Origin of the sequence: Sutterella sp. KLE1602, from assembly GCF_001578585.1 — a bacterium.
In the GTDB taxonomy this organism is placed as follows: domain Bacteria; phylum Pseudomonadota; class Gammaproteobacteria; order Burkholderiales; family Burkholderiaceae_F; genus Sutterella; species Sutterella wadsworthensis_A.
Genome location: NZ_KQ968525.1, coordinates 21,402 through 36,109, shown reverse-complemented (window position 1 = coordinate 36,109; position 14,708 = coordinate 21,402). Strand labels below are relative to the sequence as shown.

At 65.6% G+C, this 14,708-nt stretch carries 13 protein-coding genes; 1 reads left to right on the top strand and 12 read right to left on the bottom strand.

Features of this window, described 5'->3' with window-relative positions; genetic code table 11:
• Positions 1-130 precede the first annotated feature (130 nt).
• The 6 genes from HMPREF3036_RS04785 to HMPREF3036_RS04760 all read right to left on the bottom strand — a co-directional run bounded on the left by HMPREF3036_RS04785 (position 131) and on the right by HMPREF3036_RS04760 (position 6,238).
• Complete coding sequence (locus HMPREF3036_RS04785; protein WP_062332033.1) at positions 131-925, bottom strand: aspartate dehydrogenase domain-containing protein; 795 nt, start codon at positions 923-925, stop codon at positions 131-133.
• Positions 926-1,148: 223 nt separating this feature from the next.
• Positions 1,149-1,892, bottom strand: coding sequence for a c-type cytochrome (locus HMPREF3036_RS04780; protein ID WP_062332030.1), 744 nt, complete (start codon positions 1,890-1,892; stop codon positions 1,149-1,151).
• Between the two features lie 15 nt (positions 1,893-1,907).
• Entirely contained in the window at positions 1,908-3,275 is a 1,368-nt protein-coding gene (locus HMPREF3036_RS04775) for an NAD(P)/FAD-dependent oxidoreductase (protein WP_156469739.1), read from the bottom strand.
• A complete protein-coding gene (locus HMPREF3036_RS04770; protein WP_062332027.1) occupies positions 3,272-3,613 on the bottom strand; it encodes a c-type cytochrome in 342 nt (113 codons plus the stop codon). Before HMPREF3036_RS04770 ends, HMPREF3036_RS04775 begins: the two co-directional genes overlap by 4 nt.
• Before the next feature lie 13 nt (positions 3,614-3,626).
• Entirely contained in the window at positions 3,627-4,874 is a 1,248-nt protein-coding gene (locus HMPREF3036_RS04765) for a hypothetical protein (protein ID WP_062332024.1), read from the bottom strand.
• Positions 4,871-6,238 carry a c-type cytochrome gene (locus HMPREF3036_RS04760; RefSeq protein ID WP_062332021.1) on the bottom strand — a complete coding sequence of 456 codons (1,368 nt, stop codon included), beginning with the start codon at positions 6,236-6,238 and terminating at the stop codon, positions 4,871-4,873. Before HMPREF3036_RS04760 ends, HMPREF3036_RS04765 begins: the two co-directional genes overlap by 4 nt.
• A 601-nt stretch (positions 6,239-6,839) precedes the next feature.
• Between HMPREF3036_RS04760 and HMPREF3036_RS04755 the strand changes: the two genes are divergently transcribed.
• Positions 6,840-7,889, top strand: a complete 1,050-nt coding sequence (locus tag HMPREF3036_RS04755) for an SLAC1 family transporter (RefSeq protein ID WP_062332017.1) — start codon at positions 6,840-6,842, stop codon at positions 7,887-7,889.
• 442 nt (positions 7,890-8,331) lie between these two features.
• On the opposite strand, the gene HMPREF3036_RS04750 is transcribed toward HMPREF3036_RS04755, so the two are convergent.
• From HMPREF3036_RS04750 to HMPREF3036_RS04725, 6 genes are all read right to left on the bottom strand, one after another.
• The gene (locus tag HMPREF3036_RS04750; RefSeq protein WP_062332014.1) at positions 8,332-9,471 is read right to left on the bottom strand and encodes a 4Fe-4S binding protein; all 1,140 of its coding nucleotides are present in this window, start codon (positions 9,469-9,471) and stop codon (positions 8,332-8,334) included.
• A 10-nt stretch (positions 9,472-9,481) separates the two neighbouring features.
• Positions 9,482-11,800 carry an FAD-dependent oxidoreductase gene (locus tag HMPREF3036_RS04745; protein WP_062332011.1) on the bottom strand — a complete coding sequence of 773 codons (2,319 nt, stop codon included), beginning with the start codon at positions 11,798-11,800 and terminating at the stop codon, positions 9,482-9,484.
• Entirely contained in the window at positions 11,797-12,282 is a 486-nt protein-coding gene (locus tag HMPREF3036_RS04740; RefSeq protein ID WP_231853575.1) for a 4Fe-4S dicluster domain-containing protein, read from the bottom strand. The genes HMPREF3036_RS04745 and HMPREF3036_RS04740 overlap by 4 nt, the downstream gene beginning before the upstream one ends.
• A gap of 286 nt (positions 12,283-12,568) precedes the next feature.
• Complete coding sequence (locus HMPREF3036_RS04735; RefSeq protein WP_062332005.1) at positions 12,569-13,234, bottom strand: TorD/DmsD family molecular chaperone; 666 nt, start codon at positions 13,232-13,234, stop codon at positions 12,569-12,571.
• A 35-nt stretch (positions 13,235-13,269) separates the two neighbouring features.
• Positions 13,270-14,085 (bottom strand): DmsC/YnfH family molybdoenzyme membrane anchor subunit, encoded by an 816-nt coding sequence (locus HMPREF3036_RS04730; protein ID WP_062332002.1) that lies wholly within the window; start codon positions 14,083-14,085, stop codon positions 13,270-13,272.
• A 20-nt stretch (positions 14,086-14,105) separates the two neighbouring features.
• The gene (locus HMPREF3036_RS04725; protein ID WP_062331999.1) at positions 14,106-14,705 is read right to left on the bottom strand and encodes a 4Fe-4S dicluster domain-containing protein; all 600 of its coding nucleotides are present in this window, start codon (positions 14,703-14,705) and stop codon (positions 14,106-14,108) included.
• Positions 14,706-14,708 lie beyond the last annotated feature (3 nt).

The following is a 14,708-nucleotide window of genomic DNA, read 5'->3' as shown; positions in this document are numbered from 1 at the left end:
TCAATTCGAGACCCTGAATCGATGCGGCGCACGCTCCCATGCAAAAGACGGCGTCCATTTGCGTGCCCTCAAGGGTGCTTCGCCCCGAAAGCGCTGCGGCGCAGGGCGGCGGGCGCGTTTTGGAGTCGCGTCAGAAGTAGGAGATCGGGCTCTCGAGGTTCTTGAGAAGCGCGAGCACGCTCCAGGCGGTGGACGTGCTAGAGCGCGGGTTCTTCGGATCGTAGGCGGAGTGGAAGAAGAGCTCGCAGTGCATCTCGCCCGCCTTCACGTCGATGTGATGGGTGTTGACGGTGAGGCCGGGTCTGGCGACGAGGCGCACCCTGACATTCGGAGCGTCGGCGGCGGAAGCCGTGGCGGCCGCGACGTTGATGTTCTTCGGGAAGCCCCTGACGGCCTCCTCGACGCCGCCCTCGAAGGCGAGCGTCTCGCGATCGGCGGGGAGCTCAACGCCCATGAGGCCGGGCGCGCCCGAGAGGCTCTGCGGGGACTTGGTGCTCTCGAAGGTCGCCTCCTCGACGCCCATGAGGGCGGCCGTGCGCAGCACGTCGAAGCCGCCGATGGCGCCCGAGGCGACGTGGATGCGGCGGCCCGTGCGCAGCGCCGTTTCGGTCATGCGAGCCTTCCAGTCGGCGTCGGCGAGCGCGCCTGCGGAGACGAGCACGAAGTCACAGCCTGCTTCAAGCACGGCTTCGCCATAGGCCTTTGCGGCGCCGATGCCCGCGATCTCGACGACGAGGTCGGGCTTGTCGGCGAGGAGCTCCTCAAGCGTCGTTGCTGCGCGGCAGCCCGCGTTGGCGGCGAGCGCCTCGGCGTGCGCCTTCGTTCGGGCCATGACGCCCGTGAGCGTCCAGCCCTCGGCCCTGGCAAAGTTCGTGACAAGAATGGTGCCCAAGGCACCGCAGCCGATGACGGCGGCTCGCTTCATGATGGCTCTCCCATGTTTGATAATTCTCAGGAACCGACGGCGACTCAATGAAATCCGCCTCGGTCCGGTGCAGAGAGTCTAGACCGTCGGAGGGGCTTTTCGCCGCCGCGTTTTCCCGCACGGTTCGTGGATGTGCGAAGGGCCGCCCGTCGTCCATCTCCAACAGGCGGCCCTCGCATTGTCGTCAGCAGGCGGAGGCTTCAAACCCCTTCTCGGCTCCCGCCTACTTTGTCGCAGCCTTGGCCGCGGGCTTGGCGGGCTTGACGCCCGGCCAACCGGTTTCGCCCGCGTAGAAATCGGCGAGCGCGTTGATTTCATCGTCGGTGAGCTTCTGCGCGAAGAAGCGCATTTCCTTCAGGACGTCGTTGTCGCGGCGTCCGTCGCGATAGTCGCGAAGCTGTGCGGCGAGATACGTCGGGTTCTGTCCGTGCAGGACGGGCACCTTGCCGTTCGAGCGGCCCTTGCCGGTCATGCCGTGGCAGGCGGCGCAGGGCGTGATCGCGCGGGCGGGATTACCCTTGCGCACGAGCCTTGCGACGTCGACGCCCTCGACGGGCGTGCGACCCTTCTTGCCCACGTCAAACGTTTTGCCGTCGGGGCCGGGGAGCATCTCGTAGAGCGCCGAGACGTCGGCGATCTGCTGGTCGGTGAGGCGCTTGGCGGCAGCCGTCATGATCGCGGCCTGGGCGCCGCCCGTGCGTCGGCCGTCGCGGTAGTCGAGGAGCGCCTTGGCGGTGACCTCGAAGGGCTGGCCCGCGACGTGCGGCCAGTTGGCGGTGGGTGCAATGCCGTTGGGACCGTGGCAGGAGCCGCAGAACTGCTTGCTGTGCACGGCGAATCCGCCCATGACGTTGGCCTTCGGGAGCGAAGCCACGGCCTTGTCGAGTTCGGCGGGCGTGAAGGCTGCGGCCGAGGCGAGCATCGGGAGGGCGGCGAACGCGCTCAAAATCATCAGTCTTGCTTTCATTGTTCTTCTCCGGGATCAGCCGAAACTGTCGGCGGTGATCGTGTTCATCCAGCTGTGCAGGTACTGGGCGGCAAGGGCCTGCTCGGCAGGCTGGGCCTTGAGGTACTGGTAGCGGGCGCGCGTGTTGGTGCGGCCGATCTTTCCGTCCATGATGCGGAAGACGTCGGCGACGAAGAGGCCGTAGTCCTCGCCCGCCAGCGCGTAGCAGGTGTTGGACCAGACGGGCTCGGTGATCTCGCGGCCGGCTAGCTCCTCGACGATCGCGCGCGCGGTAGTCTTGGCCTGGGTGTTGGCCGAGAAGCCCGACTTGGGCATCGCGTCGGCGATCGAGGCGTCGCCGAGCACGTAGACATCAGGAATGATCGTGCTCTCGAACGTACGGCGGTCGATCGGGCAGAAGCCCGTCTTGTCGGCAAGGCCCATCGCGAGCGCAACGTTGGCGGCGCGCATCGGCGGGATGACGTTGATGACGTCGGCCTTGATGACGCCCGCCTCCGTCGTCACGGTCATGGCGCTCGCATCGATGGCGAGCGGGCGCCCGCCCTGCTTTTCCTGCACCCACTCGAGGCGGCAGTCGGGACGTGCGGGCGAGGCGTACTTGTCGAGCCTGGCCTTGTAGTCCGCGGGGATCGAGAAGCCGTAGAGGCGGTTCCAGCCGAGGAGCATCGTCTCGTCGGTCACGAAGTTGTTCTTCGGGTCGGTGACGATGATCTTCGCGGTCGGGTTGTGCTTCGCGCACCACTCGGTCACGAGCGCGGCGCGCTCGTAGGGGCCGGGCGGGCAGCGGTACGGATTAGGCGGTGCGACGAGGCAGAAGGTGCCGCCCTGGGGCATGGCCTTGAGCTGGTCGGCGAGGAGCTGCGTCTGCGGGCCCGCGATCCAGCCGCTCGGGATCTTCGTCGCGGCGAGCTCGGCGCTGTAGCCCGGGATGCCTTCGTAAAGCAGCTCGATGCCGGGCGAGACGATGAGCTTGTCGTAGGCATAACGGCCCTTTTCGCCGATGACGGTCCTGCGGTCCGCGTCGAGGCCGACGATCGTGTCCCGAACCACGCGCACACCGTAGCGGTCGGAGAGCGCGTCGTAGGAGACCGTGAGGTCCTCCATCGTGACGGCGCCCGTGATGAGCTCGGACGAGCCGTAGTGGCGGATGAAGTTCGGGTTGCGGTCGATGAGCGTGACGTCAAGATTCTTGTTGAAGAGCTTGAGGTACTTGGCGGCCGTGGCGCCGCCCACGCCTGCGCCCACCACGACGATCCTCGCGCCGCGGGCGGGTGCGAGGGCCTTGGCGGCAGTCTGGGCCCAGGAGGCGCCGGGCGCCGCGGCGAGCACGGAGAGCGCGAGCGAGGTCATGAGCCGGCGGCGCTGGATGTTGATGGCTTTCATTTCACGTCTCCCTTGATGCGGATGCCGTTGAAGTAGCGGGCCATGCGTTCGAACTCCTCATCGCTGTACCCTTCGGCGATGTGGCTCATGATCGAGGACGGGCGCTTGTGGGAGCGGAACTCCTTCATGGAGGTGATGAACTCCCCTTCGTCCATGCCTGCGAGCGGCACGAAGTGCTCGCCCTTCAGTTCCCCGTACGTCCCGTGGCAGGCGGCGCAGGTGTGCGCGAGCGCCTCGCCCGTGGGATTGCCCGAAAGCTTCGCGGGATCCGGCGCGGCCTGGGAGGCCGCAGCGGCGAGGATCAGAACCGCGGCGCATGTCGTCTTGATGATGTTCATGATCAGTGACTCCTTAACCGTTGACGACGGCGATGCCGATCGCGAAGTAGCCTGCGACCCAGAGGGCGAGCGAGGCGATGGCGGCGACGCCCACGCGCGAGAGCGCGGCGGAGGGCTGGTAGACGCCTTCGGTCTGGCCGCTCTTCCAGGCGAGCGAGAGAAGGTACGTCAGGTTGAGGCCGCCGACGACGAGGAAGGTCGTGAAGAAGATCACGGTGCTCGGCCAGTCCATGGTGATCTTGTAGGCGAGCGCGTCGTAGCCCGAGCCCTCGAGGAGCGTCACGAAGCGGAGCACTTCGCGCAGCGCGGCGAGGACGATCGTCATGACGAGGGTCATGCCGAAGGCCATGTAGTTGCAGAAGATGCAGAGCACGCGCTTCTTCTGGATGAAGCTCATCGCGCCGAAGTAGGCGAGCGGAACGAGGCCGATCCACATCCAGACGGAGCCCGCGAACCAACTCATCGTCTCGGGCAGCGTGGCCATCCAGGCGGCGCCGGCGAGGAGCACCAGGACGGAGCCCACGCGGGCCATGCCGTGGGCGAGGCCCTCGATGAAGTCGACGTAGCCGTAGTCGGTCTCGCCCGAGGAGAGGAGGTAGCGGCGCATGCCGAAGAGCCAGCCTGCCGTCACGGGAAGCGAGAGGAGCAGGAAGAAGAGCAGGCGAGCGGGCGTCACGGAGTGCAGCGACCTGCCGTAGGGCTCGATCTCACCGTTCGGAGCGTACCAGTTCATCCATTCGGCAGGCAGGAGCGACTGGTTGACGACGGCGTGCATGATGAGGCCGCAGACGAGCATCAGCACGAGGCTGCCGGCGAGCCAGACGCCGCCCTTCGGGGCGCCCTCGAGGTGCACGGGCCTGCCGTCGGCTTCATAGCGGTGGTTGAGACCGTAGAAGCGGTAGAGGGCGAGGTAGGCGACCGTAAGGATGGCGAGGAAGCCGAGGAGCCACCAGGCCGAGATCACGTTCGAGGTGTACCAGAACGGGTCGTAGATGACCTGTACGAAGAGGAGCGGCGCGACGCCGAGCACGATGGCGACCGAGACGGCGACCTTGGCGGTCGTGCCGAGGGCGCCCGCGAGGCGCTGCCAGTACGGGTTCTTCGAGAAGGCACCCCAGGCGGCGAGCCCGAGGGTGCCGAGCATCACGTTGACGGCCGTGAGGTGAAGGGCGAAAGTGACGACGCCGAGCACCAAGAAGATGAGCGGGTGTGCGGGCGCGCCGGCGGGATCCGTCAGAGCCATGAGCATCATGTCATTCATTTGGCGGCTCCTTTCTTGGGAAGGATGGATTCAATGTAGGCTGCAAGGGCGCCGCGCTCGGCTTCGGGAAGCGGGACGGGCGGCATGTAGACCGAGTGGCCGCGGTAGAGGCCCGCACCGAGGTAGTCGGCGAGGAAGGCGCGGTCGGCATCGGCCGGAAAGAAGCGCTCGAGGAGGCGCATGCCGGTGGACGTGAGCGAGTGGCAGTTGCTGCAGAGCGTGAGTGCAAGCGCACGACCGGCCTCGACCTCGTTTTCAGGCGTCACCTTGCGAAGATGCTCGGGCATGAAGGGGTGCGTGGCGAGAACGCCCTTCTCAGCCATGAGCGGAAGTTCGGAGCGGATGCCCAGCGCGGGGACGTCGCGGCCCACGAGCTGGTTGCCGTAGACGTACTGGCCGGCGACCCAGGGCTTGCGCACGATTTCGCGGGCGGTCTCCTCGGGAGCGAGGCCGAGCACGAGGATGACGACCGTCATCACGCCGGCGAGCCAGGGACGGAGCACCTGCGGCTTCCACGCGGTGACGAGGAAGTAGAGGACGGAGACGCCGATGGAGGCGGCCATCATCATGCCGAAGCTTTCGGGAAGCCTCATCGCCATCGTCTCGTAGGCGATGTCGGGGAGCGTGGTCATGTACCAGCGGAACGCGAGCCAGCCGCCGATGACGCCGAGGATGCCGGCGCCCGACAAGACGCGGGCGATCATGGCCTTTTCCTCGCTGTCGGCGATGCGGCCAGCGACCATGCCGCCGACGACGCCCGTGATGGTGAGCATGAACATGAAGCGGGCCGTCATCTGGGCGAAGGTGTTCTCACCGAAGAAGGCGTTGAGCACGCCGCCCGTCTGGTGCCAGTCGGCCTGGCCCGGCCAGAGCATGAAGGAGAGGATGCCGACGATCACGAGGAGCGTCGCGACGGACGCCAGCCCGAAGATGATCGAGATGCGGGTGTGGGTGCGCGGATCCACACGGCCCGCCAGATAGACGAGCAGGTAGACGCCGATCACCTCAATGACGAAGAACACCCATTCGCTCGCCCAGAGCCAGACGAAGGAGTGGATGAGCGCCGAGATCCCGCGGGGGGACGCGATCGTGGCGGCGAACCAGATGCCCGGACCCGTGATGGAGCCGAGCACGTAGCTGAAGATGAGGAGGAAGAGGCCGTAGCGGCGGATGAAGGCGAGGTAGGCGGGCTTGTCCCTCCTCACCGCAAAGTTGGCGAGCCAGGCGAAAAGCACCGCGCCGCCGACGGAGGCGTGAGAGAAGAGGACGTGGATCGTGGCGATGAAGCCGATGATCCAGCCGCTGCCCACGCCGGGTTCGAACCAAGTCGGATAGAGTCCGAGCATGACGAGCTCCTGTTGCATAAATGGTTTTTAATTGCTTTGGAGAGGCGCGCCCGCCCTTGCGCTTCGGCCTGGGGATCCGGGGTACTCGCAAAATCAAGGCAAAGCGCCCTCTCCGACTTGATTCGATTGTAGTTTTCCCTCATCCGCAGCCGCATTGTGGGTTAACCCTAAGTCAACGTTTTTCAAGAACGTTCATCCACCCACGTCCCCAATAGAGAATGATTCCTAAACGAAACTGCCACAGGCATTTTCAGGGGATCTAATCACAAAGTATCGGATTTCGTCGGCTTTAGTAGTTAACTCACTCATGCTTTTGCACCTTCCGTTTTCAGAGCATTTTAGTCTTGCATTATCGCCTCATTAGTCTCGATCGCCTTCTGCGAAGAAGACGAACGTCGCGCCACGCCGGCGCCGACGTTTCCGTCCTTTTGTTTTCCGCTTCAAACGCGCCTCTAAAAGGCGTTTCTGAAAGGAGAAGCATCAGGAGCCTTCAAAATCACGTTCCATGAATTTGACGAGCAACGCCCTTTTCGTCTACGATTCACTCCAACAATTTTTAGAGAATGGCAGCAACCACAGGACCGCACGCCCTTCAACAACCCTTTTCTGGAGTCTTCTCATGGAACGCTTCATCCGCCCGATGGCCCCGGGCTGGTTCGCCTCCGTCATGGGCACGGCCGTCACCAGCCTCGCCCTCACCCTCGCCTCCCACGCGGCCGCGGACGCGGGTCCCGCGCTCGCCGACCCCGTGGCTCTGGCGGCCTCCGCCCTGCACTGGCTTGCAATTGCTATGATGTCGGTGCTTGGCATTGCCGCCGTCTATCGTCTCATCCGTCACGGGGACGCCGTGATGGAGCAGCTGCGCCACCCCGTCGAGGGGAGCTTCTATGCGACCTTCCCGATCGCGATGCTGGTGATGGCGGCCGTGTGGACGATCCGCGGGGTCTCGCCCGCCCTGATCGCGCCGCTCTGGTGGACGGGTGCGCTGGGCACCTTTGCCGTGAGCTACGTGGTGCTCTTCGGGCTCTTCACGAGCGAGCGCCTCAAGCTCGGCATGGTGACGCCCGCGCACTTCATCCCGGCCGTGGGCCTCGTGGTGATCCCCGTTGCGGGCGCCCCGCTTGCCGCCGCCTCCGAAGGCGTGCTGCGCGAGCTCGCCTTCGCCCTCAACATGACGGGCTTCGGCGCAGGCGTCTTCATGTATGTCGGCCTTCTCGCGCTCACGATGGCGCGCCACTTCCTCGGCGCCCCCGTCGAGGGCAAGATGACGCCCACCCTCTGGGTGCACCTGGCGCCGCTGAGCGTCATCCCGCTCTCGATGCTCGCGCTCCTCAAGACCACGGGCGACGCCTCGCTTCTGCGCTACGGCTCCCTCGTCGCGGCCGCCTTCCTCGGCGCCGCCCTCTGGTGGCTCGTGCTCGCCGTCTCCATGACGATCCACAACCGCCGCCAGGGCAAGCTCCCGTTCGCACTCTCCTGGTGGGCCTTCGTCTTCCCGATCGGCGCCTGCTCGGTGCTTGCCTACCGCGTATCCGAACTCCTCGCGCTTGAGGTCCTGCCCCTCGTCGCGAGCGGACTCACGCTGCTCGCGCTCTTCGTCTGGTCCGCCACCGCTCTCGGCACCGTCCGAGGCATCCGCACGGGCGCCATCTTCGCACCCGCACACTGACGCAGGCAGCCTCGCCTCCGCCGTCTTCCCCCCCTCAGGGCCCCTCCGCCACCATGGCGCAGGGGCCCTTTTTCCTTTCCACGCCCCGCGCCTCCTCAATCCGCATCATTCTTCGTTTTCACCGAACGTCCCCTCCCCTAATTCCGACGCATTTGGCGCCGTTTGCCTGTAGTTCCCGCGTCAGAAGACCGCCTAATAGCCCACCACTATCGCATTTCATCTCACGATTTCTCGTCAGATTGACCACATCAACATTCGGCATTTCCTCCGATTGAATGCCTCATCATTCCGCAAAACATCCGAACGTACAGATCTGCCTGCTCACCGTGCTCTTCTTCTGAAGCGCTTCTGACGCGTGAAGCCCAAGCGGGCCCGTCGGCAATGCCACGGGCCCGCTTTTCTCATCTATTTTCAGTCATTCGGCAATGGACGGGACGACGGATCAGGTGCGGTAGACGGGCGCGCTGATCATCGTCTTGAGCTTGTCCTCCCAGACGGCCTCGGGCGAATCGCCCGAACCGGCTCGTCCGGCGTAGATCACGACGGGCTTTTCGTCGAGCGACTCCTCGGGATGTCTGACGGGGAGCATCTGCACGGCGTTCCTGAAGCAGATGTCGACGCAGAGACCGCAACCGATGCATTTCGAGGGCGTCACCTTCGTGAGCGTGATGCCGTTGAGCTTTTCATCCTCAAGCGCCGCGGTCGGGCAGACCGTCGGACACAGTCCGCAGGCCTTGCAGGCCTCGTTGTCGATCTTCGGCGCCCAAAAGCCGGGACGCCCCGGCGCCTCCATCATGCCCGACAGAGCTTCAGTCCCCTTTTTCCTTGCGCTCTTCAGAGCCTCGAGCCAGCGGCCCCTTGCCGGCGGCACCGTGCGAAGAGGCACCGTCTCGAGCCAGGCCAGCGAGGCCTCGTCGAAGGGAATGTTCTCACCTGCGTCAAGCTCCGCCTTTCGAAGCAGGCGTCCCCAGAACTGCCGCCTCCCCGTATCAACAGACTTCGGCGCCGCATGAATCTCCTGCGTAATTTCAGGGGTAACGCGCGAAAGCACGGCCTCCCATCTTCTCATCCGTTCAAGGGGATCGGACGAGACGCCTCTTCTCGCGCAGCGCCTGCAGTCGCCGTGGATCACGTGGAGCGTGCAGGCGCCGCCGGTTCGAGCGGCAAGCGAGGCGACGGGAGACATGTCCATGGTTCCGAGACAGGCCGTCGTGAGATCCGCCATGCGCCTTGCCTCACCCGCAGCCTCCGCACAGGCGATCGACAGCATGTCGGCGTCCTTCAGGCGCTCGAGGAAGGCCCTTTCCTGCGACGCGCCCGGCGTGCGCATGTAGAGCGCCTCGGCGGGACAGACGGCGGAACAGGCACCGCAACCCGTGCAAGAGGCAGCATCGATCTCCACGCTTCTGCTCTTCACAGAAACGGCGTGAACGGGACAGGCCTCGGCACACTTCGTGCACGATGAGGCCTGATGCAGCCTTCTGACGCAGCGCCTCGCCACGAGCACCGGCGCTCCCGCAGGCGCACCGTCAAGCACCCCGTCCCCACGGGCCGCCGCCATCATTTCTTCGAATACGGGCATTCACTCCTCCTCAAAGTCCAAGCGTCTCCGCAATGGAAAACGCCACTCTTCTTCCGTCCGCCACAGCCTCAACGGCAAGAGCGGGTCCCCGCACCGCATCGCCGCCGGCCCAGATCTTCGGCACGCCGGTTCGGCCCTCGGCGTCAACGAGAATGCGGTCCGATTCATCATAGACGACGCCCTCGGCAGCCAGACGTTCCAATCGCACGCACCTTTGACCAAAGGCCACGACGGCCGTCGTCGTCCCGATCGACAAGCGTTCGCCCGTTTCGACATTCTCAAGCACGAGCCCCGTCAGCACGCCGTCCGCATCAGCCTCCGCAGCGACAGGCGTCACGTGCGGCATGAAGACGACGCCTTCCTCAAGAGCGTGCCTGACCTCGCGCCTTGATGCCCGAAGTTCCTCCGTCCCGCGCCTGCAGGCGACGATCGTCTCGGAAGCGCCGAGCCTCACGGCCGTGCGAGCGCAGTCAAGCGCCGTATCGCCGCCACCGAGCACCACGGCCCGCTGTCCCGCCAAAGTCGACTTGTTGCCTGAACCCGACGCATTCTCCTTCAGGAAGGCAAGTGCGTCGACGAATCCCGTGCGCACCTCTGCCGCGAAGGACGGCATGACGGCGCGTCCCGCGCCTGTCGCCACGAATACGGCGTCATGACGGGCAAGCACCTCGTCGACGATCCTGCCGTCGAAACGCGTGCCAAGCCTGAAGGCGACGCCCGCCTTTCCGAGCACGGACAGGCGCTTCTCAAGCACGTTCCCATCAAGCTTGAAGGCGGGGATGCCATGGGCGAGCAGTCCGCCCGCCTCTTCGTGCGCGTCGATGACGGTCACGGTCGCGCCGAGTCTGGCGAGCATGTCGGCGCAGGCAAGGCCTGCGGGACCCGCGCCCACGACCGCAACGGAGGCCTTTCTGTTCGGACGGCGGCGCTCAAGGTGCGCACCTCTGGCAAGCGCCGCATCCGCGGCTGCGCGCTCGACGGCTCCGATGGCAACGGGGGCGCCGGAGCGACCGAGCGAGCATGCGCCTTCGCAAAGTCGCTCCTGAGGACAGATGCGTCCGCAGATGTCCGGAGCGGCGCCCGACCTGACAAGCAGACGCCCTGCCTCGGCAGCCCTGCCTTCAGCCATCAGGGCCATCATGTCGGGAATCGGATTTCCGAGAGGGCAGGCCGCGACGCACTCGCCGCAGCGCAGGCACCTCGACGCCTCCTGCATGGCCTCGCGAAGGGAGAGCCCCTCGACCGTCTCGGCGAAGGTCGTCCTTCTGGCCTCAACGGGAATCGCCTTTTCAGGAACACGTGGCGGCAGGAGCACCTTCACCGCTACGGCACCTTCACCCGCAGACGAAGCCGCTCTGGCGGCGGCCTTCCTCTCGAAGGCGGGGAAATGAATGGCGTGCGTCGGGCAGGCGTCCGCGCATGCTCGGCACTTCGTGCACCTGGCGTCGGTCCACGGCGTGTTGCCGCCCCTCGGATCGAGTCCCTCGGGGCATGCATCGCGGCAGACGCGGCAGTCGATGCCTGCCGAGGCTGCACAAGCCTCGAGCTTCACGGCAGGACGGAAGGTCCTGTTGAGGCGCGCGAGAATCGTCATGACGGCGCCGAGCGGACAGAATGCATGGCACCAGCGGCGAAGCACGAACAGCTCAAGAATGAGAAAGCCCGCAAAGAAGACGATGGAGAGCGAAGGCTCGTTGAATTCGAAAAGACGCCAGAGTGCGATCACGAGCGCAAACGTGAGCCCTACGGGACAAATGAGGCAGAAGACGGGAAATCCGAAGACGGCGGAAGAAGCCAGTGCGCCTCCGAGCACCCAAAAGGGGCCCGTGCCCGGATTGCGTCCCGCCCGATCGGCATCCGTCCGCCCGTCAGTCGACGCGACTTCGTCGCCCTTTCCTCCTGAGATGCAGGATGCGCACGCAGACGGCGTGCAGGCCGCGGTTTTCGAAGAGCACGCCCCCGCCTTTTCGGCGGGCCGTTCGTCCTTCATGCCCGTGATGCGGCGCAGAAGCGGCACGGGACAGACCCAGCCGCAGAAGATCCGTCCGAAAAGCACGACGACGGCAGCGACGACCAGCAGTCCGAAGAAGGCCTGCGGCAGGAAGGTCCTGTCGGCGAGCATCGCCTCGAGCACACCGAGCGGACAAACTTCGGCGATGCTGCCGATGCCGAAGGACGACAGGGTGCCCCAGCCCGTGTGCCAGGCGAGGCCGATGCCCGTCATGACGATGAATGCGGCTGCGGTGAGGCTGCGAAGGCGCCTGCTTCCCGCGTTCTTCACGGGAGCGTGCTTCGAGGCGCCGCGTGCGGACGTTTCATTTCTCTTCATCTCATGCCTCCTCTTGCGTCGCCCTCTGCATCGCCCTGACCGCCGGCAGAAAGCGGGCGCACGACGATGCCGCGCAGGCGGCCTCCCCTGTAGGCCTGATAAACGTTGGCGGGGCAGATCTGCTCGCACTTGCCGCAGCCGTTGCAGAGTCCAGGATCGACCACGGGCCTGTTCTGCGCATCAAGCGTGATTGCGTCATAGGGGCACGCCTCCTCGCAGGCCGTGCAGGCCGCGGTTCTGAGCGCGATGCAGGTCTCGGTCACATGAGCAAGACCTATCTTCTCCGTTTCGGGATCAAAGTCCCTGATGGCGCCCGTCGGACAGACTTCGGCGCACTTGCGGCAGAAGTCGCAGAAGCCGCCGTGGAAGTTCATGACGGGCGTTCGCATGACGAGGAGCCCCTCAGCGAACCCGCCCACGCCGATGACGCCCGTGTGGCAGACGCTCCGACACCGGTCGCAGCGAAGACAGAGCGCCTTCATGCGCTCCTCCGCCGATCCGGGAGGCCTGACAAGAGGCGGCCTCTCGCCTTGTGCGGCGGCCCCGAGTGCAAAAAGACCGGCCACGCCGGCCGCCCCTGCAATGAAGCCCCGGCGGTTCGTCGTCCGGTCCTTGAGTGCCGGCGTCCGGGCCGGTTCCGGATTTCTTCTTTTCATAAGCCCGTCTCCGTCATGCGCGAACGCGGGTCGGACGCCCGCGCATGTCCTTTCCGTATTCCGCAGCTGGGACTTCGGGAGTCCCGTCCGCCGCGGACCGCCGGACGTCGTCTCAGGCCTTCAGGTCCTCGAGAAGTCCGCCGTCCATGCGGATGAATTCGTCCGTGACCTTTGCGAGCCCGCGGTAGAAGTCCGTGAGCGCAGTGACCGTCACGTCGGCCGTGAAGCGAGGCACCCAGTTGAGGAGATGCTTCGTGAGGAATGCGTGCTGATCGGCAAGCGACGCCTCAAGCGCCTGCTCGTCGTCCGCCTCAAGAGCCTCAAGAGCCCTGCCCGCAAGAATCGCCATGAACTCGCATTCAAGGCCGATCTGGTCCTCGTGCATGTCGGCCTGCTCGCCGCGCTCGAGCCCGTGCTCACGGTAGATGCGGCAGACGTCCTCCCAGGCGTCCTGCATCACGAGTCTTCCGGGACTCGTATAGACGGATTCGAACGGATAGGAGACGAGGCCGTCGGCAATGCCCGCACCGAGGAAGGTGTGCGCATAGTCGACTGCGAGTTCCGTCACGGGATCCTCGGACTTCGGGTCCCGGAGCCAGTCCGCGATGAGCCTGAAGCCCTCGCCAAGTCCGCCGTCCTCCTCGGGGAAGCCCGCTGCACCAAGCCCGTCAAGCAGGTCCTTGTCGGCCTCGGTCTTGTAGAGGCGCGCGAGCAGCCTGTACATGCTTTCCCTCTGGGCGAGGATTTCGCGAAAGGCCGCCTTTTCGTTCTGATTCATGATGATGTGCCTTTATGTGTTGTTGATGCGCCGGGTCAGCGTGCGAAGAACTGCCAGGCAGGAAGGCCGAGGCACTGCACGGTCCACTGCAGGAGCACGGCACCCGCCGCAATCGAGATGAAGCCGCAGGCCGCGGGGAGGAGTCTGCCGCGCGAAGGAACCGCGCAGACAAGCGGCACCAGTGAGCCGAAGACGACGGCGCCCGCGAAGAGCCCCGTCAGATCGCCGCCCGCCACGCGCGAGAGCACGGGTGCAGCGCCGTCCGAGACGACGGTCGCGGCAACGTAGGCCGCGAGCGCCGCCAGACTGAGGAGCGCGGCGAATGCCGAACGCTTCCTTTCGGAGGGTTCCGCCTCGTCCGAGACCTCGCTGAGAACCTCGGCCGCAAAGGCTCCGCCCGCCAGGCACCAGGCCGCATAAGGAAGCACGATCGCGATCGTGTTCCAGCCTGCGCGCCATGGCATGTAGAAGGCCGAGCCCACGGCCGCGGCCGTGCATAGCGCAAGGAGCGCGCCCGCACGGGCGAGCATGTGCGTGGTGCCCGCCTCGGCCCTGCGCAGCAACGCGACGAGGTAGGCCGCGAGGACGACGGCCGTGAGGCCCGTCGTCACGAATTCGCGAAAGATCCCTGTCGAGGGATGGGCGAGCGCACCGAAGATGAGCTCGGGCCTCCCCAGATGGAGGACGGCGCATGCGCCGCCCGCCGCGAGGAGTGCGAGAGCGACGGCGGCCGCCCACGCCTGGACTGCGATCGGCAGGGACTTACGCTCCCCTGCAGCGAGCGCAGCGGCAAGGCCGGTGCCCGTCAGGACGAATGCAGCAAAGCCGATCAGCAGCCAGTCGTTTCCCATGTCAGATCCTCCCCTCGGGCTCAGTTCTCGACCATCTTCGGCGGATTCACCTGCCATTCGCCAGTCTTCTTGTGAAGAATGTAGCGCACGGTCGGGTGGTTGCCGCTGTCGGGCATCGAGTGGACGTTCTCGGTGCCTGCGGCGGCGAGAACCTTCGAGACGTCGCTTTCGGGATCGTCGACGTCGCCGAAGAAGCGCGCCTTCGCGCAGCAGACCTTCACGCAGGCGGGCTGGTCGCCGACCTCCTGCAGGTGATGGCAGAGCGTGCACTTCTCAACCACCTTGGCCTCGGGGTTGTAGGAGCGTGCGCCGTACGGGCACGCGGCCATGCACATCTTGCAGCCGATGCATTTCTCCTTGTTGACGAGGACCTGTCCGTCCTCGGTCTGGTAGGTGGCGCCGGTCGGGCAGACCTTCACGCACGGCGCGTCCTTGCAGTGCTGGCAGACGGTCGGGAGGAAGTACTGCGTGAGGTCCGGGAACTTGCCCATCGGGCCGATCGAGAGTACCTTGTTGTAGTGGACGCCGAGCGGGACGTTGTTTTCCTGCTTGCATGCCATTTCGCACGCGAAGCACCCGATGCAGCGGTCGAGGTCGATTACCAAAGTCTTGTGTGTCATGAT

Excerpts from the sequence above, each read along its gene's own strand:
- HMPREF3036_RS04785 (WP_062332033.1), bottom strand. The coding sequence starts at position 925 with ATGAAGCGAGCCGCCGTCATCGGCTGCGGTGCCTTGGGCACCATTCTT.
- HMPREF3036_RS04780 (WP_062332030.1), bottom strand. The coding sequence starts at position 1,892 with ATGAAAGCAAGACTGATGATTTTGAGCGCGTTCGCCGCCCTCCCGATG.
- HMPREF3036_RS04775 (WP_156469739.1), bottom strand. The coding sequence starts at position 3,275 with ATGAAAGCCATCAACATCCAGCGCCGCCGGCTCATGACCTCGCTCGCG.
- HMPREF3036_RS04770 (WP_062332027.1), bottom strand. The coding sequence starts at position 3,613 with ATGAACATCATCAAGACGACATGCGCCGCGGTTCTGATCCTCGCCGCT.
- HMPREF3036_RS04765 (WP_062332024.1), bottom strand. The coding sequence starts at position 4,874 with ATGAATGACATGATGCTCATGGCTCTGACGGATCCCGCCGGCGCGCCC.
- HMPREF3036_RS04760 (WP_062332021.1), bottom strand. The coding sequence starts at position 6,238 with ATGCAACAGGAGCTCGTCATGCTCGGACTCTATCCGACTTGGTTCGAA.
- HMPREF3036_RS04755 (WP_062332017.1), top strand. The coding sequence starts at position 6,840 with ATGGAACGCTTCATCCGCCCGATGGCCCCGGGCTGGTTCGCCTCCGTC.
- HMPREF3036_RS04750 (WP_062332014.1), bottom strand. The coding sequence starts at position 9,471 with ATGCCCGTATTCGAAGAAATGATGGCGGCGGCCCGTGGGGACGGGGTG.
- HMPREF3036_RS04745 (WP_062332011.1), bottom strand. The coding sequence starts at position 11,800 with ATGAAGAGAAATGAAACGTCCGCACGCGGCGCCTCGAAGCACGCTCCC.
- HMPREF3036_RS04740 (WP_231853575.1), bottom strand. The coding sequence starts at position 12,282 with ATGAAGGCGCTCTGTCTTCGCTGCGACCGGTGTCGGAGCGTCTGCCAC.
- HMPREF3036_RS04735 (WP_062332005.1), bottom strand. The coding sequence starts at position 13,234 with ATGAATCAGAACGAAAAGGCGGCCTTTCGCGAAATCCTCGCCCAGAGG.
- HMPREF3036_RS04730 (WP_062332002.1), bottom strand. The coding sequence starts at position 14,085 with ATGGGAAACGACTGGCTGCTGATCGGCTTTGCTGCATTCGTCCTGACG.
- HMPREF3036_RS04725 (WP_062331999.1), bottom strand. The coding sequence starts at position 14,705 with ATGACACACAAGACTTTGGTAATCGACCTCGACCGCTGCATCGGGTGC.